This window comes from Mycobacterium fragae, assembly GCF_002102185.1.
Taxonomy (GTDB): domain Bacteria; phylum Actinomycetota; class Actinomycetes; order Mycobacteriales; family Mycobacteriaceae; genus Mycobacterium; species Mycobacterium fragae.
In genome coordinates, this window is record NZ_LQOW01000010.1 from 13,102 (window position 1) to 33,316 (window position 20,215).

At 67.9% G+C, this 20,215-nt stretch carries 19 protein-coding genes; 9 read left to right on the forward strand and 10 right to left on the reverse strand.

The window, feature by feature from the left end:
* Complete coding sequence (locus AWC06_RS06220; protein ID WP_085195472.1) at window positions 1–2,391, reverse strand: CaiB/BaiF CoA transferase family protein; 2,391 nt, start codon at window positions 2,389–2,391, stop codon at window positions 1–3.
* A 50-nt stretch (window positions 2,392–2,441) separates the two neighbouring features.
* Here AWC06_RS06220 and AWC06_RS06225 point away from each other — a divergent pair, with 50 nt between their 5' ends.
* Complete coding sequence (locus AWC06_RS06225) at window positions 2,442–4,826, forward strand: phosphoketolase family protein (RefSeq protein ID WP_085195474.1); 2,385 nt, start codon at window positions 2,442–2,444, stop codon at window positions 4,824–4,826.
* Between the two features lie 10 nt (window positions 4,827–4,836).
* A complete protein-coding gene (locus AWC06_RS06230) occupies window positions 4,837–5,604 on the forward strand; it encodes a CPBP family intramembrane glutamic endopeptidase (RefSeq protein WP_085195475.1) in 768 nt (255 codons plus the stop codon).
* Between the two features lie 85 nt (window positions 5,605–5,689).
* On the opposite strand, the gene AWC06_RS06235 is transcribed toward AWC06_RS06230, so the two are convergent.
* From AWC06_RS06235 to modA, 6 genes are read right to left on the reverse strand one after another with little or no spacing between them, the layout of a single operon-like run.
* Window positions 5,690–6,691, reverse strand: coding sequence for a zinc-binding alcohol dehydrogenase family protein (locus tag AWC06_RS06235; protein WP_085195477.1), 1,002 nt, complete (start codon window positions 6,689–6,691; stop codon window positions 5,690–5,692).
* A 16-nt stretch (window positions 6,692–6,707) separates the two neighbouring features.
* Window positions 6,708–6,986, reverse strand: coding sequence for a GlsB/YeaQ/YmgE family stress response membrane protein (locus AWC06_RS06240; protein WP_085195582.1), 279 nt, complete (start codon window positions 6,984–6,986; stop codon window positions 6,708–6,710).
* Window positions 6,987–7,037: 51 nt separating this feature from the next.
* Window positions 7,038–8,021 carry an alanine and proline-rich secreted protein Apa gene (locus AWC06_RS06245; protein ID WP_085195479.1) on the reverse strand — a complete coding sequence of 328 codons (984 nt, stop codon included), beginning with the start codon at window positions 8,019–8,021 and terminating at the stop codon, window positions 7,038–7,040.
* A gap of 49 nt (window positions 8,022–8,070) precedes the next feature.
* Window positions 8,071–9,171 carry a sulfate/molybdate ABC transporter ATP-binding protein gene (locus AWC06_RS06250; protein ID WP_085195481.1) on the reverse strand — a complete coding sequence of 367 codons (1,101 nt, stop codon included), beginning with the start codon at window positions 9,169–9,171 and terminating at the stop codon, window positions 8,071–8,073.
* A 6-nt stretch (window positions 9,172–9,177) separates the two neighbouring features.
* A complete protein-coding gene (locus AWC06_RS06255) occupies window positions 9,178–9,972 on the reverse strand; it encodes an ABC transporter permease (RefSeq protein ID WP_169715304.1) in 795 nt (264 codons plus the stop codon).
* 21 nt (window positions 9,973–9,993) lie between these two features.
* Window positions 9,994–10,782: a molybdate ABC transporter substrate-binding protein gene (gene modA, locus AWC06_RS06260; RefSeq protein ID WP_085195483.1), complete on the reverse strand. Its 789-nt coding sequence runs from the start codon at window positions 10,780–10,782 to the stop codon at window positions 9,994–9,996.
* 142 nt (window positions 10,783–10,924) lie between these two features.
* Here modA and AWC06_RS06265 point away from each other — a divergent pair, with 142 nt between their 5' ends.
* Together AWC06_RS06265 and AWC06_RS06270 are read left to right on the forward strand one after the other, a co-directional pair.
* Window positions 10,925–11,602, forward strand: coding sequence for an SDR family oxidoreductase (locus AWC06_RS06265; RefSeq protein WP_085195485.1), 678 nt, complete (start codon window positions 10,925–10,927; stop codon window positions 11,600–11,602).
* A gap of 36 nt (window positions 11,603–11,638) precedes the next feature.
* A complete protein-coding gene (locus AWC06_RS06270; RefSeq protein ID WP_085195487.1) occupies window positions 11,639–12,547 on the forward strand; it encodes an LLM class F420-dependent oxidoreductase in 909 nt (302 codons plus the stop codon).
* On the opposite strand, the gene AWC06_RS06275 is transcribed toward AWC06_RS06270, so the two are convergent.
* Window positions 12,544–12,777: a DUF7218 family protein gene (locus tag AWC06_RS06275; RefSeq protein WP_085195587.1), complete on the reverse strand. Its 234-nt coding sequence runs from the start codon at window positions 12,775–12,777 to the stop codon at window positions 12,544–12,546. The genes AWC06_RS06270 and AWC06_RS06275 overlap by 4 nt on opposite strands.
* A gap of 161 nt (window positions 12,778–12,938) precedes the next feature.
* On the opposite strand from AWC06_RS06275, the gene AWC06_RS06280 reads away from it, so the two are divergent.
* A complete protein-coding gene (locus AWC06_RS06280; RefSeq protein ID WP_085195489.1) occupies window positions 12,939–14,324 on the forward strand; it encodes an NAD(P)/FAD-dependent oxidoreductase in 1,386 nt (461 codons plus the stop codon).
* On the opposite strand, the gene AWC06_RS06285 is transcribed toward AWC06_RS06280, so the two are convergent.
* A complete protein-coding gene (locus AWC06_RS06285; RefSeq protein WP_085195491.1) occupies window positions 14,321–14,743 on the reverse strand; it encodes a PaaI family thioesterase in 423 nt (140 codons plus the stop codon). The genes AWC06_RS06280 and AWC06_RS06285 overlap by 4 nt on opposite strands.
* Window positions 14,744–14,854: 111 nt before the next feature.
* A complete protein-coding gene (locus AWC06_RS06290; RefSeq protein ID WP_227371102.1) occupies window positions 14,855–15,658 on the reverse strand; it encodes an iron reductase in 804 nt (267 codons plus the stop codon).
* Between the two features lie 145 nt (window positions 15,659–15,803).
* Here AWC06_RS06290 and AWC06_RS06295 point away from each other — a divergent pair, with 145 nt between their 5' ends.
* From AWC06_RS06295 to AWC06_RS06310, 4 genes are all read left to right on the forward strand, one after another.
* Window positions 15,804–16,220: a BlaI/MecI/CopY family transcriptional regulator gene (locus AWC06_RS06295; RefSeq protein ID WP_085195493.1), complete on the forward strand. Its 417-nt coding sequence runs from the start codon at window positions 15,804–15,806 to the stop codon at window positions 16,218–16,220.
* Between the two features lie 14 nt (window positions 16,221–16,234).
* Window positions 16,235–17,197, forward strand: coding sequence for a M56 family metallopeptidase (locus tag AWC06_RS06300; RefSeq protein ID WP_085195495.1), 963 nt, complete (start codon window positions 16,235–16,237; stop codon window positions 17,195–17,197).
* A 91-nt stretch (window positions 17,198–17,288) separates the two neighbouring features.
* Complete coding sequence (gene gndA, locus AWC06_RS06305) at window positions 17,289–18,743, forward strand: NADP-dependent phosphogluconate dehydrogenase (RefSeq protein WP_085195497.1); 1,455 nt, start codon at window positions 17,289–17,291, stop codon at window positions 18,741–18,743.
* 19 nt (window positions 18,744–18,762) lie between these two features.
* Window positions 18,763–20,199, forward strand: coding sequence for a GuaB1 family IMP dehydrogenase-related protein (locus AWC06_RS06310; RefSeq protein ID WP_085195498.1), 1,437 nt, complete (start codon window positions 18,763–18,765; stop codon window positions 20,197–20,199).
* Window positions 20,200–20,215: the final 16 nt, after the last annotated feature.

The following is a 20,215-nucleotide window of genomic DNA, read 5'->3' on the forward strand; positions in this document are numbered from 1 at the left end:
CTAGGGGTTCTCCACGAGTGCGAACAGCACACCATCGCTGATCAGCTGCTCGGTTTGCTCGCTGCTCATCCCGAGCGTTTTGCGACAGATTTCGCGGGTGTGCTGGCCGGGCAGGGGCGCCGGCCGTTGCAGCGCCGGCGGGATGTGGCGAAACGGCGCGGGGCCGGTTTCGGCCGGCAGCGCATGGTCGAAGAGGGGATGCGTCATGTCGGCGAACAGCTTTCGCTCGGCCAGCTGCTGGTCTTCGAGCACATCCGGCGGGCGGTTCATCTGGCCGGCGGGCACGCCGGCGGATTGCAGCGCCTCGGCGATCTCCACCGGGGTGCGGGTGCGGGTCCACGCGGATACCTCCGCGCGCAACTCGCGCCGGTGGGCGGTTCTCGCCTCGCCGGTGGCGAACCGCTCGTCAGCAGCCAGCTCGGGCCGGCCGAAAACCGCTGTGGCCGAGCGCCAGTCGGCATCGCAGCGGACCGAGATCACACACCATTCGTCGTCACCGGCGCACGGGTAGACGTCGTGCACGGTGGTGTCGTCGCGCAACTCGGCGCGGCCGGCCGCGCGTGCAGCGTCGGTGACATAACGGGCGTCGAGTTGGTTGACGACGGCCTCGGCCTGCGAGACATGCACACGCGTCCCCTCGCCGGTGCGGTCGCGGTGGATCAGCGCGGCCAAGGCCCCCATCGCGGCGATTCGCCCGACGACGTGGTCGGGGAAGACCGTTGTCGCGTCGTAGAAGTTATGCCGTGCGTCATCGGTGACGGCCTCTTCGGAGGTCCACAGCTTGGTGACCCCCGCGGTGGAGCGAACCAACGGTCCGTAGCCCAGTCGGCTGCTCCACGGGCCGGTGTCGCCGAAGGCGCTGCTCTCCGCGAGCACGATCCGCCGGTTCAGGTTGCGCAGCGTCTCATACGGAAAGCCAAGGGCGGCAAGCGTTCCCGGTTTGAAGTTGGCGAACACCGCGTCGGCGCAGGCGACCAGGTCGCCGAAGACGTGCTTGCCCGCTTCGCTGCGCAGGTCGACACCGAAGGCGAGGCTGTTGCGGCGGGTCCAGGCAAATGACTCGCTCATCGCGTCACCGACCCGGGTCTGTCGCAAGCCGTCGGGATAGGCGGTGCTTTCGACCTTGATCACCTCGGCCCCCAGATCACCGAAGAGCCGGCTGAGTTCGCCGCCGGCCACGATGATGCCTAGGTCGATGATCCGCAGCCCGTCGAACGGCCGGGTGGCCCGTCCGTGCACCGGAATAGCAACCTCCTCGGCCAGCCAGCGCGCGTCGTCTCGCCCGGCGGCCGGCGCGGGTGCCCGGAACCCGGCGCGCCGACCGTCGACGGAGAAGTAGCCGACCGGGATCGTGGCGTGCACACCGGGGACCAGCTCGGCATCGGCAATGGCGCCCACCGCCTGAAAGTGATCGGATGCCAGGATCTGCGCCGGGGACAGCACCGCTGCGATCGGCACGCCGTGCGCCTGCCCGGCCGATACCAGCTCGTGCATCGTCTGCTCGGCGAACAACTTCTGAACCAGCGCGCCGATCTGCGGCCAGGCTGCGAAACGCGCGGCGATCACGTCGTATTTGGGGTCCTGAAACTCCGCGGGCTCCCCCAGCCAGCGGCGCAGCCCGTGCCACTGGCGCGGCGACATCACACAGATCCGGACGTAGCCGTCCTTGCACGGGTAGATCGGGTAGGCGTCCTGATTCCTCGGGCGTCCGCGCCACCGGTTGGGGCTGCGGATGCCCGCGGCGACCTGACCGTGCGCCCCGAAGGCCGGGTCAAGCGCCATCACGACAGCGTCGAACCGGGAAAAGTCGATGTAATCGCCTGTGCCACATCGTAATCGGTTGTAGTAAGCGACAAGCGCAGCCCAGCCGGCTTGCACCGCCGCGGTGGCCGAGGCAATCCCGTCAGGCGGTAACACCGGAGTCCCGGTGGTCGGGCCCGATCGGGACAGCGAGCCGGACAGCGCATAGAGCACCGGATCGGTGGCCCGCCACGCCGAGCGCGGACCGGTGGTGCCGAAATCGGTGACCGACAGCGCCACCAGGTGCGCAAATCGATCGGCCAGTTCGGCGCACGATGTTCCATAGGCCGCGGCCTGCCCGGGCATCCCGCTGTCGACGACGATGTCGGCGCTGGCGGCGAGCTCCATCAGCCGTGCGCGATCGCTCCGGTCGGAGGGGTCCAGCACCGTGCTGCGCTTGTTGGCGTGGTGCAAAGCGAACTGCACGCCCATGCCGCCCAGCGTCGGTGGCCGGGTGCGCGCCGGACTGCCGCCCGGCGGCTCCACTTTCAGCACGTCGGCGCCCAGGTCGGCGAACGGGCGGGTGACCGCGTCGCCCTCCTCGCCGGACAGGTCGAGTACCCGCAGCGCCGCCAGCAGATGCTCGACCATGGCCTCAGCGTAGTTGGCGGCTTTGACCGACAGTCAGGACAATCGGGCGAATGAGCACAGACACCGCGACGCCGACAACACTCTCCGATGAAGAACGCGCCGGGATCCACGCCTACTGGCGCGCCGCGAACTATCTGGCGGTCGGCCAGATCTATCTTCTCGACAACCCGCTGCTGCGCGAGCGACTGACACCCGAACACATCAAGCCGCGGCTGCTCGGGCACTGGGGCACCACGCCGGGGCTGAACCTGATCTATGCCCATCTGAACCGGATCATCCGCAACCGCGACGTCGACGTCATCTTCATCACCGGGCCCGGTCACGGTGGTCCGGGACTGGTGGCCAACGCCTACCTGGAGGGCACCTACAGCGAGGTGTACACCGGCATCGGTGAGAACACCGACGGGCTGCGAAAGTTGTTCCGGCAGTTCTCATTTCCCGGCGGCATCCCCAGTCACGTGGCAGCCCAGACGCCCGGCTCCATCCACGAAGGCGGCGAGCTGGGCTACGCGCTGGTGCACGCCTACGGCGCGGCGTTCGACAACCCCGATCTGGTGGTGGCGTGTGTGGTCGGCGACGGCGAGGCCGAAACCGGGCCGCTGGCCGCCAGCTGGCACTCGAACAAGTTCCTCAACCCCGTGCGCGACGGCGCCGTCCTGCCGATCCTTCATCTGAACGGGTACAAGATCGCCAACCCGACCGTGCTGGCCCGTCTTCCCCACGAGGAGCTGGAGTCGTTGCTCTACGGCTACGGCTATCGGCCGATCACCGTCGAGGGTGATGACCCGGCGATCGTGCACCGGCAACTGGCGACCGCGCTCGACGAGGCATTCGATCAGATCGCGGCGATCCAGCAGGCCGCCCGGGTGGACGGGGTCACCGATCGCCCGCTGTGGCCGATGATCGTGTTGCGCACTCCCAAGGGGTGGACCGGACCGAAGGAGGTCGACGGCAAGCAGGTGGAGGGCACGTGGCGATCGCACCAGGTTCCGCTGGCCGAGACTCACGACAATCCCACCCACCGGGCGCAGCTCGAAGAGTGGTTGCGCAGCTATGCGCCCGAGGAGCTGTTCGACGAGGACGGCAGACTGCGCCGGGAGCTGAGGGCGCTGGCGCCCCGCGGTGATCGACGGATGAGCGCCAATCCGCACGCCAACGGCGGCTTGTTGCTGCATGACCTGGACCTGCCCGACTTTCGCGACTACGCGGTGGACGTCGAGCGGCCCGCCGCCTCGACGCATGAGGCCACCCGGGTACTGGGCGGCTTTCTGCGCGACGTGATCGCCCGTAACCCCGACCGGTTCCGCCTGATGGGCCCCGACGAGACGGCCTCCAACCGGCTGGACGCGGTATACGGGTCGACCAGCAAGGTGTGGATGTCGGAAATGTTGCCCACCGACGAGAACCTGGCACCCGACGGCCGGGTGATGGAGGTGCTCTCCGAGCACCTGTGCCAGGGCTGGTTGGAGGGCTATCTGCTGACCGGCCGGCATGGCCTGTTCAACTGCTACGAGGCCTTCGTGCACATCGTCGACTCGATGCTCAACCAGCATGCGAAGTGGGTGTCCACCAGCCGCGAACTGCCGTGGCGGGCGCCGATCGCATCGCTGAACTACCTGCTGAGCTCCCATGTCTGGCGTCAGGACCACAACGGCGCCACGCATCAGGATCCGGGATTCATCGACCTGGTCGCGAACAAGCGCGCGGAGGTGGTGCGGGTCTATCTGCCGCCGGACGGCAACACGCTGCTGTCGGTGGCCGACCACTGTCTGCGCAGCCGCGACTACATCAACGTCATCGTCGCCGGCAAGCAGCCGGCACTGGCCTACCTCGACATGGACGCTGCGGTCGCCCACTGCACGCGCGGCCTGGGCATCTGGCAGTGGGCGAGCACCCCGGGATCTGAGGAGGCCGAGCCCGACGTGGTGCTGGCGTGCGCCGGGGACATCCCCACGCTGGAGACCCTGGCCGCCGCCGACATCCTGCGCCGCGAGCTGCCCGAGCTGCAGGTGCGGGTGATCAACGTCGTCGACATCATGCGCCTTCTGCCGGAGTCCGACCATCCACATGGCCTGCCGGACATCGAGTTCGACGCGCTGTTCACCCGGGACAAGCCGGTGATCTTCGCCTATCACGGCTACCCGTGGCTGATCCACCGGCTGACCTATCGCCGCACCAACCACGCCCACATTCACGTGCGCGGGTACAAGGAGCGCGGCACCACCACGACACCGTTCGATATGGTGATGCTCAACGACCTGGACCGCTTTCACCTGGTGATGGACGTTATTGACCGGGTGGACGGGCTGGCCGCCCGAGCCGCCGTCCTGCGCCAGCGGATGACCGATGCGCGGCTGGCCGCTCGGCTGTACACCCGCGAGCACGGCGACGACGACCCGCAGATCGCCGGGTGGCGGTGGGAGCCGAGTGGGTAACCTCTTAGCAATGTCTGGTGAAGCAAGCGCCGTAGCCCAGCCGACGCACCCGCTGGCGTCGCAGCTTGCCGCGCTGCACCGGTTCCGGGTCTACCTCGACGTGGCCGTCGTCGTTGTGGTGCTGGCCTTGACGAACCTGATCGCGCACTTCACCACGCCGTGGGCGGGCATCGCCACCGTTCCGGCCGCGGCCGTCGGGCTGGTAATTCTATTGCGCTGCAACGGTTTAGGTTGGGCCGAGCTCGGCCTCGGCCGGGAGCACTGGCGGGCCGGCGTCGGGTATGCGCTGGCGGCGGTGACCGTGGTGGTTTCGGTGATCGGGATCGGTGCGCTGCTGCCGCTGACCCGGCCGATGTTCATGAACAACCACTACGCGACGATCTCCGGCGCGCTGGTCGCGTCGATGATCATCATTCCGCTGCAAACCGTCATCCCCGAAGAGTTGGCGTTTCGCGGTGTGCTGCACGGGGCGCTGAACCGGGCGTGGGGATTTCGCGGTGTCGCGGTCGCGGGATCGCTGCTGTTCGGTCTGTGGCACGTCGCGACCTCGCTGGGTCTGACCGCCGGCAATGTCGGCTTCACCCGGTTGTTCGGCGGTGGAATCGTCGGCATGCTGGCCGGTGTGACGCTGGCGGTGTTCGCCACCGCGGTGGCCGGTTTCGTGTTCAGCTGGCTGCGCCGGCGCAGCGGAAGCCTGATCGCACCGATCGCGTTGCACTGGTCGTTGAACGGGTTGGGAGCGTTGGCCGCCGCTCTGGTGTGGCAGCTGTCAACTTGAAGTTTGAGTGTGCATGTAGGGCGGGCCTCGTCGGCGTGTCGTCGCCCTGGACGCACAGTCAACGCGCTCGGCATGCCGGGACCTTTTACACCAATAGCACGGCGGCGCCGTCTATGCGGCCCTCGCTGAGATCGGTCAGCGCCCGATCAGCTTGCCCGAGTGAGTATTCCGGCGTGGTCACCTTCATGTGATGGTGCCCGGCGAATTCGAGGAAGGCGCGGGCGTCGGCGCGGGTGTTCGACGTCACCGAACGAAGCTGTCGCTCCTGGAACAGGTGACGCTGGTAGTTCAGCGCAGGGATATCGCTGAGATGGATGCCCGCAATCGCCAACGTGCCGCCGCGGTCCAAAGCCTCCAGCGCGGGTAGCACCAGATCACCCACCGGGGCGAACAAAATCGCGGCGTCCAGTTTCACCGGTGGCGGGTCGGCGGCTCCCTGGGCCGACGCGGCGCCCAGTTCCAGCGCCAGTTCCCTGGCCCCGGCGCCGCGCGTCATCACATGCACTTCGGCGCCTTGGGCCAGTGCGACCTGCGCGGTGATGTGGGCACTGCCGCCGAAGCCGTACAGGCCCAGCCGGCCGCCGGGCGGCAGCTCGGCGCGCAGCAGCGACCGGTAGCCGATGATGCCCGCACACAGCAGCGGTGCAAGCTCGGTGTCGCTGTAGCCGCTCGGCAGGTGATGAGCGAAAGCGGCGGGGACCGTGGCGAATTCGGCGTAACCGCCGTCGGCGTCCCAACCCGTGTAGCGGGAGTTGGGACACAGGTTCTCGGCGCCGCCCTGACAGTACTTGCACACCCCACAGGTGTGCCGCAGCCAGGCGATCCCGACTCGGTCGCCGACGCTGAACTCGTCGCCGGCCTCAGCGCCGACCGTGACAACCTCCCCGACCACTTCGTGTCCAGGGGTCACCGCGTCGCGGTGCACGGGGAGGTCGCCCTCGGCGACGTGCAGATCGGTGCGGCATACCCCGCATGCGCGCACCGCGACCAGCAGCTCGGACGGCTCAGGCCGCGGCGGCTGGGTATTCACCCAGTCCAGCGGGCCGGTGGTCATCGGGCCGGGCCGGCGCACCTGCCATGCGCGCATCGTCGTTGTGGCCGACTCAGGTCTTCGAAGTGCGTTTCGTGACGAACTCGTAGATCACCAGCACGATCACTGCGCCGATCAGCGCACCTAGAAACGAGTGCTTGATCGGAGGGTGAATATCGAACTGGTGCGGAGGGAAGACCAGGCTCCCCAGCGTGCCGCCGACATAGGCCCCCGCGATGCCGAGCAATGCGGTTGCGATCAAACCCAACGGCTGACTACCGGGAACAATAAGGCGCGCGATCAAGCCGACGATGAAACCGAGGATGACCATCCAGATGATGTGCCAGACCACGACCATCTCCTTCGGGTATTGACTTGTAGGCAGGACCGCCGTGATCGGCCGTCAGGTCGCAACCGGCGCCGGGGCGGGGACCGGGCCGCCTTGTCCGGTCGGCTGGCCGGGCGCGGGAGGCGGCGGCGGTGGCGCATTCGGGGCGGGCGCCGGAGCCCCGGGAGCTCCCGGAGCGGGTGCCGGAGCACCGGGTGCCGGTGCGGGACCTGCTGGAGCCGGCGGGGCCGGCAGCAGCGGCAGCACCGACTCCGCCAGAGCCTTGGCGCCGACCTTGTCCACGGGATCGTTGGAGGTGCCCAGCCAGACCACGAACCAGCGCTGGTTCGCGCCCATACCCTGGTTTTGCTTGACCGGACCGACCACACCTGTCCAGATCTGGCCGTTCGGCTTGCTGGTGTCGCTGAACTTGACCTCGTAGTACGACGCGGCCCCCGTCATGCCGTTAGCGCTCAACGGAGTGGTCTCCTGGTTCATCCGGGTTCCCGGATAGGGCATGAAGAATTCGCCCATGTCGGAGGCCAGCCGGGTCGCGGCCTTGGTGTTGTCCTGCTCGGCGCTGGCATACAGCTTCTGATCCAACCTGCCCAGCACGATGCGGGTGTCGTTGGCGACCGGCGGGGGCTGCCCCGGCTGAGCCGGACCGGTCTCCTTGCTGAGCAGCGCCGACCCGTAATCCAGGTGGCTGGCATCCGATTCCACCCAGCCGGCCGGAATGATGTAGCTGAACGCGCCGGCCGGGTTGTCGACCCGCCCGGGTTGCGGCGCATTCGGGTCGCTGCCGGGCGGTGCCGGTGCGTTTGGGCCGGCGCCGGGCGGTGCTGCGACCGGGTCGGCAGCCGGCGGCGCCGCGCCTGGCCCCGCCGGGCCGGGCGCGGCAGCGCCGTTGGGATTGGGCGGCGGGGGTGGTACCGGGTCGGCGGTTGCCGTGGCCGTCGGCAACGCGATGGTGACGGCTCCCGCGACGGTTATCGCGGCGGTCCTCAGCGCCCCCCAGCAACCCTGTGGCCATGTCGATTTTTGGTTCACCTGGTCCATAGGAGCAAACCTACTGTGTTACAGCCGTGACGCAAGTGTGGATTGCTGACTATGTGATTGGTTTGCCAGCCGGGTACAGCGCGACCTCCTGAGCTTTCACGGCGAACCAGACTCGCTGTCCGGGTGTCACGCGCAGCTCCGCGGCGGCATCCACGGTGATGTCGGCCGCTAGGCCCGGTGCGCCGTCGGGCTGGTCCTCACCGCGCACCCGGACCGCCGGGCCGCGACCGTCCACCTCGGCCACCGTCACCGCCACCGTGTTGCGCGGGCTGCCATGCGGCTCGTCACCGGATACCGCTACCGACGCCGGCGTGAATACCGCGACTGCGCCCGCTCCGGAGCTCAGCGTTTCGGCGGGCATCCCGTGCCAGCGACCGCCCGACGGGGTGTGCAGGGTGCCATCGACGCCGATCGTGCCGTTGACCAGGTTTACTCCCGCAATGCGGGCCCCGAAATGGCTGCGTGGCGCCGCCAACACCTCAGCGGCCGGACCGATTTCGGCGATTCTGCCCGACTCCATCACCAGGACGCGATCCGCCAGCGTGAACACGTCGAGCAAGTCATGGGTGATCAGCACCACGGCCCTCCCGTCCCGGTTGACGACGCTGCGCAGTACCGCGCGGATTGCCGCCGCGGCCGCGACGTCGAGACCGGACAGTGGCTCGTCGAGAAGCAGCGCGTCGGGTTCTGCGGCCAGCGCCCGCGCGATCGCGACGCGCTGGGCCTGGCCGCCGGACAGCTGCCCGGGCCGCCGGTCGGCCAGCTGCTCGGCGTCCACTTCGCGCAGCCACTGCAGCGCGGACGCCTTGTCGCGGAGGCTTGCCGCCCGGAACCACCCACGGGCATGCGGGCCGAAGGCGACATTGGCAACGACGCTCATGTGCGGAAACAGCAGCGGGTCCTGCAGCAGCAGCCCGACGCGGCGCTGGTGGGTGGCCACGTGCACGTGCCGGGCGGTGTCGGTGAGCACCCGGTCGCCCAGCCGCACCAGACCCTGGTCGGGCCGAATCAGTCCCGCAATGACGTGCAACGCGCTCGATTTGCCCGCGCCGTTGGGACCCAGGATCGCGAGCACTTCGCCCGCGGCCACCGAGAACTGCACATCGAGGTTGCGCTCGGCTACCGCGGCGCGAAGCTCTAACTCGCTCATCGCCGGCTACCTGGCCTCCACCCCGGCCAACCTGCGGGCGCCCAGTCCCAGAACCACCACGGCGGCGACGGCCACCAGCAGGATCGACAGCGCCACCGCCGCGTCCGCGTCGGTCACCCGCTGCAAATAGATTTCCAGTGGCAGTGTCCGGGTCACTCCCTGCCGTGAACCCGCGAAGGTCAGCGTCGCGCCGAACTCCCCCAACGAGCGCGCAAACGCCAGCACCGCCCCGGACGCCAGGCCGGGCAGCAGCAGCGGCAGCGTCACCCGCCACCACACCCTGCTCGGGCGGGCACCGAGGGTGGCCGCGACTGCCTCGTAGTCGGCTCCTGCGCTACGGGCTGCACCTTCCAGCGCGATGACGAGGAAGGGCAGGGACACGAAGGTCTGCGCCAGCACAACGGCGGTGGTGGTGAACGCGATACTGATACCGGCCGCGTCCAGATACGTCCCGATGAGGCCGAGCCGGCCGAACGCGTACAACAACGCGATTCCACCGACCACCGGCGGCAACACCAGCGGCAGTAGGATCAGCGGTCGCAGCAACCGAACCAGCCGCGCGTTGCTGCGCGCCAGTACCAGCGCCATCGGCACGCCGAATATCAAGCACAGCGCGGTGCTGGAGGCGGCGGTCTTGACGCTCAACAACAGCGCCGTCCTCGACGACGTGCTGGTGATCAGCGACCAGAAGTGCGGCCAGTCGACCTTGACCGCGACTGCCACCAGCGGGAGTGCGACGAAGATGATTCCCACCGCGGCAGGGACGTACACCCAGCGCGGCACACCGACAGGTCTGTTCACGGCTGCTTCTCAGGGCTTGGCTTACGGTTTCTCAAAACCGGCCTGGCCCAGCACTTTTTGGCCTTTCTCACCGGTCACCAGATCGACGAACTTATGCGCCAGCGCCGGCTGGGCCGCACGCTTGAGGACGGCGATGGGATACACATTCACCGCGCGGGCCGCTTCGGGGAACTTGACCGTGCTCACCTTGCCACCGGCGTGGAGCGCGTCGGTGACATAGACCAAGCCGGCGTCAGCCTCGCCGCTGGTGACCTTGGTGAGCACGTCGGACACCGACGGCTCCTCGCTGACCGGGTTGAGATGCACGCCGGTGTCGTTCTCGACGCGTCCCGTCGCCGATCCACAGGGCACCGGCTGTTGGCACACCACGACCTTCAGCCCGGGTTTGGCGAGGTCGGCGAAGGAGTGGATCTGCTTGGGATCCCCGGGCGCGGTGACGATCACCAACGTGTTGGAGGCGAAATTCACCGGGGTGCCGGCGGTCAAGCCCGCCTTGGCGACGGTGTCCATTTGCGCGGTGTCCGCCGAAGCGAACACGTCGGCGGAGGCACCCTGGGTCAGCTGTGTTGCCAGTTCTGAGGAGCCCGCGAAGTCGAAATCGACTCTCGCGCCTGGGTTTTCGGTTCGGAACCGCTCGCCGAGCTGGGTGAATGCCGGCTTCAGCGATGCGGCGGCAAACACCACAACCTTGCCCGACGAGGGGCTGGGCGACGACGACTGCGAAGCCGACGGTGATTTCGAGCCGCAGCCGGTCAGGTGCGTCACCAGGATCAGGGACAGGAAACCGGCCAGCACCCAGATCCGACGCATGGGTGAACCCTAATGGGCGTCGAGCCGTCAAGGTTTTCCAACTCGTGTCCGTGTCGTGCCCGGTCCGGAGTTTCATCCCTAGCTACTGTCCAGTAACATCGACTGGACTGCTGCTGCGGTTCAGCGCTAATACAAGGAGGTCATAGCGGTGGATGTGCTGGTCACCGGGGGTGACACCGATCTGGGTCGCGTCGTTGCCGAGGGCTTTCGCGATGCCGGCCACAAGGTGACGCTGGCGGGCGCACGCCGCGACGACCTCGAGGTGGTCGCCAAGGAGCTCGACGTCGACGCGATCGTCTGCGACATCACCGACCCGGCCAGCCTGACCGAGGTCCGCGGGCTGTTCCCGCACCACCTCGACACGATCGTCAACGTGCCCGCGCCGCGCTTTGCAGTCGGTGACCCCCGCACCTACACCCTCGCCGACCTGGCCGGAGCGTGGCGCAACGCGTTGGACGCCACCGTGCTCTCGACCGTGCTGGCCGTGCAGGCCATCGGTGACCACCTGCGATCGGGCGGCTCGATCATCAGCGTGGTCCCGGAGAATCCCCGCGCCGGCAGCGCCGAGGCCGCGATCAAGGCCGCGCTGGCGAACTGGGTGGCCGGGCAGGCCACCATCTTCGGCACCCGCGGTATCACCGTCAACGCCGTCGCCGCGGGCCGCGGCGCCCAGCCGGGCTACGAGGGGCTTACCAGCACGCCGCCGTCGGCCGCCGCAGAGGTCGCGCGGATGGCGCTGTTCCTCACCACTCCCGCGGCTCGCCACATCACCGGGCAGGTGCTGCACGTCAGCCACGGCGCGCTGGCTCAGTTCGCATAACTAGCCTCGCCGAACGCCGGTCGTTACGGTGAACGCGTGACTATCCGGCTGGGACTACAGATCCCCAACTTCAGCTACGGCACCGGCGTCAAACAGCTTTTCCCCACGGTCATTGCGCAAGCGCGCGAAGCCGAATCGGCAGGATTCGACGCGGTTTTCGTGATGGACCACTTCTACCAGCTGCCGGCGCTCGGCTCCCCCGACCAACCGATGCTCGAGGCCTACACCGCATTGGGTGCATTGGCTACGTCGACCGAGCGAATTCAGTTGGGGGCGTTGGTGACTGGCAACACCTACCGCAATCCCACGCTGCTGGCCAAGATCATCACCACCCTCGATGTGGTGAGTGCGGGCCGGGCGATTCTCGGCCTCGGAGCAGGATGGTTCGAACTCGAACACCGCCAACTCGGTTTCGAGTTCGGCACGTTCACCGACCGGTTCAATCGGCTCGAAGAGACACTGCAGATCATCGACCCGATGATCAAGGGCCAGCCGTCGACCTTCTCGGGCGAGTGGTACAGCACCGAGTCGGCGTTCGCCAATCCCTGTTACCGCGACCGCATTCCGGTACTGATCGGCGGGCGCGGCGAGAAGAAGACCTTTTCCATCGCCGCGCGGTATGCCGACCACCTCAACATCATGGCCGGATTCGACGAGCTGCCCGGCAAGCTCGACGCGCTGGCCAAGCGGTGCGACGAGGTCGGGCGCGACCGCTCGACGCTGGAGACCAGCATGCTGCTGACCGTGATGGTCGACGAGAACGCCACCGAGGACATGATTCCCGCCGAGATGCGCCAACGAATGGTTGTCGGTTCGGCCGCGTCAGTGGCCGACCAGATAAAAGCAAAAGTGTTCAACGCCGGGGTCGACGGCGTGATCATCAACATGCCCGTCTATACGCCCGGCGTTGTCGCGGCGGCCGCCGAGGCGCTGCGGGCGGCCTAACTCGACTTCTTGCCGCCCTTGCGGCCCGCGGCCTTCTTCTGGGATGTGTTGCCGCCGCTGCCGCGGCCGCTGCTGCGGCTGCTTTGGCTGCTGCCTGAACTCTTGCCCCCTCTGCTGGAGGATCCCGGCGAATTCGAAATCGCCGCGGCCCGAGACTTGCTCATCCCCTTCTTGCGCAGGCCCTCGTATTGTTTGTCGTTCTTGACGCTTGGGCCATGATCCTTGGCCATCGTGCCTCCTTGGAATCGGCTGTTGTTGCGAGTACCCAATTTCCCCGCCACCGACGCAGCGCGGATGTGGCTGATCACACAACGTCGCGCTGGGTGATGGCAGGGCCGGGCGGCTACGGTGATTAGAGAACTGCAGTCGCCGTCGAGGAGCAGCCCAAACCATGAGTGCCCAACCGGGAGACACTGCTGCGCCGGGTGCTCGGCACCGGGTGGTCGTCATCGGATCGGGATTCGGCGGGCTGAACGCGGTCAAAAAGCTCAAGCACGCCGACGTCGACATCAAGCTGATCGCCCGCACCACCCACCACCTGTTCCAGCCGATGCTGTACCAGGTCGCAACCGGCATCGTCGCCGAGGGAGCCATCGCTCCCCCGACCCGGGTGATTTTGCGCAAGCAGCGCAACGTCCAGGTTCTCCTCGGGGACGTCACGCATATCGATCTGGCCGGCAAGTTCGTCGTCTCGGAGTTGCTCGGCCACACCTACGAAACCCATTACGACAGCCTGATCATCGCCGCGGGCGCGGGGCAGTCCTACTTCGGCAACGACCACTTCGCCGAGTTCGCGCCCGGCATGAAGTCGATCGACGACGCGCTGGAGCTGCGGGGCCGCATCCTCAGCGCGTTCGAACAGGCCGAGCGGTCCAACGATCCTGAGCGTCGCAAGAAGCTGCTCACCTTCACCGTCGTCGGCGCCGGTCCCACCGGCGTCGAAATGGCCGGGCAGATCGCCGAATTGGCCGAGTACACGTTGAAGGGCGCATTCCGGCACATCGACCCGACCAAGGCGCGGGTCATCCTGCTCGACGCCGCTCCTGCGGTGCTGCCGCCGATGGGCGAAAAGCTGGGCAAAAAGGCCGCCGCGCGGCTGGAGAAGATGGGCGTCGAGATCCAACTCGACGCGATGGTCACCGACGTCGACCGCAACGGGATCACGGTCAAGGACCCGGACGGAACCACCCGGCGAATCGAATCGGCCTGCAAGGTGTGGTCGGCCGGGGTGTCGGCCAGCCCGTTGGGCCGGGATCTCGCTCGGCAATCCGGGGTCGAACTCGATCGCGCCGGGCGGGTGAAGGTGTTACCCGACCTGACTGTTCCGGGCCACCCCAACGTGTTCGTGGTCGGCGATATGGCCGCCGTCGAAGGCGTGCCCGGGGTGGCGCAGGGCGCGATCCAGGGCGGCAAGTACGCGGCGGGCACGATCAAAGCCGAACTCGCCGGCGCCGACCCGGCCGAGCGCGAGCCGTTCCAGTATTTCGACAAGGGCTCGATGGCCACGGTCTCCCGGTTTTCCGCGGTGGCCAAGATCGGCCCGCTGGAGTTCGGCGGGCTGATCGCCTGGCTGGCGTGGCTGTTGCTGCACCTTGTGTATCTGATCGGCTTCAAGAACAAGATCACCACCGTGCTGTCGTGGATGGTGACATTCCTGAGCGGTCGGCGTGGCCAGCTGACGATCACCGAACAGCAGGCGTTCGCCCGCACCCGGCTGGAGCAGCTGGCGGTACTGGCCGCCGAGGCGCACGCCGGTGAGGCGGCCAAGGCAAGCTAGCCGGGCGGCGCTTCGAGGTTCTGCAACCGCACCTGGCCGCGCGCCACCACCCGGTCGTCCTGGCCGCTGATGGTGACCACCCACAATTGCTGAAGCCTGCCGCGGTGCACCGGCTCTGCTTTTCCGTACACCGTGCCCTCGCTGATGGCGCGCAGGAAGTCGGTGTTGTTGTTGACGCCGACGACGGCACCGCCGCCGTTGGCGGCCAGCCAGGTGTAGGCGGCCGCGCTGGCCATGCTCTCGATCATCGAGCAGTACACGCCGCCGTGAACGATGCCGAACGCCTGCAACAGTTTTGGCTGCACCTCAAGCTGCGCCCGCGCGCCGTCGGGGGTCAGCTCGGTGAATACCAGGCCGATCTCGTTGTCGAACGTCGACTCGAAGCCCGGCGGGACGACGGAGCCTTGCACAGGTTGCACGCCTTTGTGTCTACACCATCGGAAAACGGGCGAACCCCGTGCGCCTGGCACGGGGTCCGCCGATCGAGTTGACCGGGGGTCACTGCAGCCCTCAGGACGCCGTCGCGGCCATTAATCGCTCGATGCAAGAAGCATAGGAAAGGCTGCCCTAATTTCGCAAGGGTTTGCGCATGTTCGACGGCGCAGTGTCGATCGACCGCGCACCGGCAGGCCGAAGCCCACCAGCGCATCGAGAACGGCCTGCCCGCGGCGCATCGCCGTCACCTCGTCGGCGCGTGCCAGTTGGGGCACCTGGGTCGCGGCGGCCACCACGAAGGAGCCGACGATGTGCCACATCGCCGCGATCGAAAGCGCGCCGCCGCTGACCGCGTACAGCTTGGCGAACAGCGGTTCCAGGGTGCGGTGACAGCGGTGTGCGACCCAGGTGGCCAGCGCCGCCTCGCTCGGTAGCCGAACCACTCCATGCGAATCGCCTTCCGGGTCCGCGAAATACGGGTCGTCGGGCAGCACCCGAACCGTCGGATCGACAACGCCGGCCCAGTCGATGGCCCCGTCGGAGTCGACATGAACCCACAGGTTCTCCAGGCCGGTGTCCCATGCCCGCCCCTCCAGCACCACCAGCGCGACCACTCGCCCGATCACGGTGTGCACCAGCGTGCCCGCTAATTGCCGGGCGGCGGCGCGACGGTCCATGTCCGCCGCCGCAGCGGCGAACATGTCCTGCAGGCGGTTGGTCGCGAGGGCCGATGCCAGCGGCCACCACCGGCGGATGGAGACGTCCGCCATTACCGCGACTCCGTAGACACGTGGCGACTGTGGGTACAGCTCGCGAAGCCGCCGACTCGACTCGTGCAGCGGCAGCACGCGGTCGACGGTCATCGCCGCGATGAGCGGATCATCGATGAGGGTAGCCACCAGACCTCCTTTGTATGGTTAGCCTAACCATACAAAGGAGGTACGCGCTGTGACGGCCGTCACATCTGCCGCTCGCCGCAGGCCGGTACGACACGCCGTAGTAAGCCGGAGTACGCTTACGTCATTGCACAGGAGATGAACGACTATGGCTAAGCAGACGCGCCTGGGAGATCTCGAACGGGCGGTGATGGACCACCTGTGGTCGACACCCGAACCGCAAACCGTCCGGCAGGTCCACGAAGCGTTGTCGATGCACCGCGACCTGGCCTACACGACGGTGATGACCGTCCTGCAGCGGCTGGCCAAGAAGAACCTGGTATCCCAGATCCGCGACGACCGCGCCCATCGCTACGCGCCCATGCACGGACGCGACGAACTGGTCGCCGGACTCATGGTCGATGCGTTGGATCAGGCCGCCGACTCGGGCAGCAGGCAGGCCGCGCTGGTGCACTTCGTCGAGCGGGTCGGCGCCGACGAGGCGGACGCGCTTCGGCGGGCGCTGGCCGAATTGGAAGCCAGCCATCGCGATAGCCCAACTGCTGGCGATCAAGCTGAGGGCTGAGGGAGACTGGCAGCGTGTCCGCGCTGGCCTTCACCATCCTCGCGGTGCTGCTGGTCGGCCCCGTGCCGGCCCTGCTGGCACGAGCGACCTGGCCGCTGCGCGCCCCGCGCGCCGCAATGGTGCTCTGGCAGGCCATCGCGGTCGCCGCGGTGCTTTCCACCTTCAGCGCCGGCATCGCGATCGCCAGCCGGCTGTTCGTGCCCGGCCCCGACGGTCGGCCGACGGCCACTCTGACCGGTGACATAAACCGATTCGGCCTGCCGCTGTGGGTGCTGGACGTCGCGGTCTTGGCGCTCACCCTCCTTGTCGGGGCCCGGCTGGCGATGTCCGTGATCCGGGTGGCGATCGCCACCCGGCGGCGGCGGGCCCACCACCGGATGCTGGTCGATCTGCTCGGAGTGGCACCTGACGTCTCCGACCGGGCCTGTACCAGGGGCCGTGACCTGCGCATCCTGGAGGTCGCGCAACCGCTTGCCTACTGTCTGCCCGGGGTCCGCCGGCGAGTGGTGGTCAGCGAGGGCACACTGGACTCGCTCAGCGAAACCGAGGTTGCCGCCATCCTGAGCCACGAGCGTGCGCATCTGCGTGCCCGTCACGATCTTGTTCTCGAGGCGTTCACCGCCGTGCACGCCGCTTTCCCCCGCTTTGTCCGCAGCGCCAGCGCGCTGGACGCGGTGCAGCTGCTGGTCGAGTTGCTGGCCGACGACGCCGCGGTGCGTGCCGCCGGCCGCGCTCCACTGGCCCGTGCGTTGGTGACGTGTGCCTCGAGTCGGACCCCGGTGGGTGCGTTGGCCGCCAGTGCCGCCAACACGCTCCTGCGGGTGCGCCGGCTGTCGGGCCGCGGCAACAGCCTGCTGCTGTCGGCGGCCGCCTATCTCGCCGCGGCGGCGGTGCTGGTGGTGCCCACGGTCGCGCTGGCGGTCCCCTGGCTCACCGAGCTGCACAGGTTGTTCGTCGGCTACCCGGTCATCGGCTGAGCCGGACTGCTTTGCCGATGCCTGAATCCTGCTGTGCCACAGTGTTCGGTGAAAGGCTTGGCCACAAGCCGCGAACCTGAAAGGCGAACCCATGAGCCCGTCGGAGTCCAACACTGCCGGTACCGCGCAAATCGGAGTCACCGGCTTGGCGGTAATGGGTTCGAACATCGCCAGGAACTTCGCGCGGCACGGCTACACCGTGGCGCTGCACAACCGGTCGGTGGCCAAAACCGACGCGCTGCTGAAAGAGCATGGCGACGACGGCAATTTCGTGCGCAGCGAAACCGTCACCGAATTCCTTGCCGCGCTGGAGAAGCCGCGCAGGGTGCTGATCATGGTCAAAGCCGGCGACCCCACCGACGCCGTCATCGAACAGCTGGCCGACGAGATGGAGGAAGGCGACATCATCATCGACGGCGGCAACGCGCTCTACACCGACACCATCCGCCGCGAAAGAGCCATGCGGGAGCGCGGGCTGCACTTCGTCGGGGCCGGCATTTCCGGCGGCGAGGAAGGAGCGCTCAACGGGCCGTCCATCATGCCGGGCGGGCCCGCGGAGTCCTACAAATCGCTGGGCCCGCTGCTGGAAGAGATCTCCGCGCACGTCGACGGCGTTTCGTGCTGCACCCACATCGGCCCGGACGGGGCAGGGCATTTCGTGAAGATGGTGCACAACGGCATCGAGTACTCCGACATGCAGCTGATCGGCGAGGCCTACCAGCTGCTGCGCGACGGGCTCGGCAAGAACGCCGAGGAGATCGCCGACGTCTTCGACGAGTGGAACAAGGGCGATCTCGACAGCTTCCTGGTCGAGATCACCGCGCAGGTGCTGCGCCAGACCGACGCCAGGACCGGCCAGCCGCTTGTCGACGTCATCCTCGACGAGGCCGAGCAGAAGGGCACCGGCCGTTGGACGGTGAAGTCGGCGCTTGACCTGGGCGTGCCTGTGACCGGCATCGCCGAGGCGGTGTTCGCCCGCGCCCTGTCGGGCTCGGTGGCCCAGCGCAAGGCCACCACCGGGCTGGCCTCGGGCGAGCTCGGCGCCAAGCCCGGCGATGCATCGCAGTTCATCGAAGACGTTCGTCAGGCCCTGTACGCGTCGAAGATCATCGCCTACGCCCAGGGCTTCAACCAGATTCAGGCCGGCAGCGCCGAATACGACTGGGGCATCACGCCCGGCGACCTGGCCACCATCTGGCGCGGCGGCTGCATCATCCGCGCCAAATTCCTCAACCGGATCAAAGAGGCGTACGACTCCGACCCGGACCTGGCGACGCTGATCGTGGCGCCGTATTTCCGCAATGCGATCGAATCGGCGATCGATGGCTGGCGGCGCGTCGTGGTGACGGCCACCCAGCTGGGTGTCCCGATCCCCGGGTTCTCCTCGGCGCTGTCCTACTATGACGCGCTTCGCACCGAACGGCTGCCCGCCGCGCTGACCCAGGGGCTCCGCGACTATTTCGGCGCCCACACCTATGGGCGAATCGACGCGCCGGGCAAATTCCATACATTGTGGAGTGGGGACCGCAGCGAGGTATCGGCGTAAAGGGGGCATACCAACACCGATGAGGTTTCTGGACGGGCAACGGCCCGCGTACAACCTGACCTACGACGACGTGTTCATCGTCCCGAACCGCTCGGACGTGGAGTCACGGTTCGACGTCGATTTGTCCACTCACGACGGCTCCGGCACCACCATCCCCGTGGTGGTGGCCAACATGACCGCAGTCGCGGGCAGGCGCATGGCCGAGACCGTGGCCCGCCGCGGCGGGATTGTCATACTGCCGCAAGACCTTCCGATCACCGCCGTGCAGCAGACGGTGGACTTCGTCAAAAGCCGCGACCTGGTCGTCGACACCCCGGTGATGCTCGAACCCGACGACTCGGTATCCGACGCGACCGCGCTGATCCACAAGCGCGCCCACGGCGCGGCGGTGGTGGCCTTCGAGGGCCGTCCGATCGGCCTGGTGACCGAATCCTGCTGCGAAGGCGTCGATCGCTTCGCCCGAGTCCGCGACATCGCCATCACCGACTTCGTCACCGCCCCAGTCGGCACCGACCCGCGAAAGGTTTTCGATCTCCTCGAGCACGCCCCGGTCGACGTTGCGGTGCTCACCGGCGCCGACGGCACCGTGGCCGGTGTGCTGACCCGCACCGGCGCGATCCGCGCCGGCATCTACACCCCGGCCACCGACGCGCACCGCCGGCTGCGCATCGGCGCGGCGGTCGGCATCAGCGGCGATGCGGCGGCCAAGGCCCAGGCCCTGGCCGAGGTCGGGGTCGACATCGTGGTCCTCGACACCGCACACGGGCATCAGGTGAAGGCGCTGGACGCCATCAAGGCGATCTCATCACTGGACCTGGGTGTGCCACTTGCCGCCGGCAATGTGGTGTCGGCTGAAGGCACGCGGGACCTGATCAGCGCCGGGGCGTCCATCGTCAAAGTCGGTGTTGGCCCCGGCGCCATGTGCACCACTCGGATGATGACCGGTGTCGGCCGGCCGCAGTTCTCCGCGGTGCTCGAATGCGCTTCGACGGCAAGGCAGCTCGGCGGACACGTGTGGGCCGACGGCGGCGTGCGCCACCCGCGCGACGTGGCCCTGGCGCTGGCGGCCGGCGCGTCCAACGTGATGATCGGGTCGTGGTTCGCCGGCACCTACGAATCCCCCGGCGACCTGATGCGCGACCGGGACGACCAGCCGTACAAGGAGAGTTACGGCATGGCCTCCAAGCGTGCGGTGGTCGCCCGCAGCGCCGCCGACAGCGCGTTCGAGCGGGCCCGCAAGGCGCTGTTCGAAGAAGGGATCTCGACCTCCCGGATGGGACTGGACCCCGACCGCGGCGGCGTCGAGGACCTGCTCGACCACATCACCTCTGGGGTGCGCAGCACCTGCACCTATGTCGGCGCCTCGACGCTGGCCGAATTGTCCGAACGGGCGGTGATCGGCGTGCAGTCGGCGGCGGGCTTCGCCGAAGGTCACCCGCTGCCATTCGGCTGGTGAGGGCTTTTATGGCTCG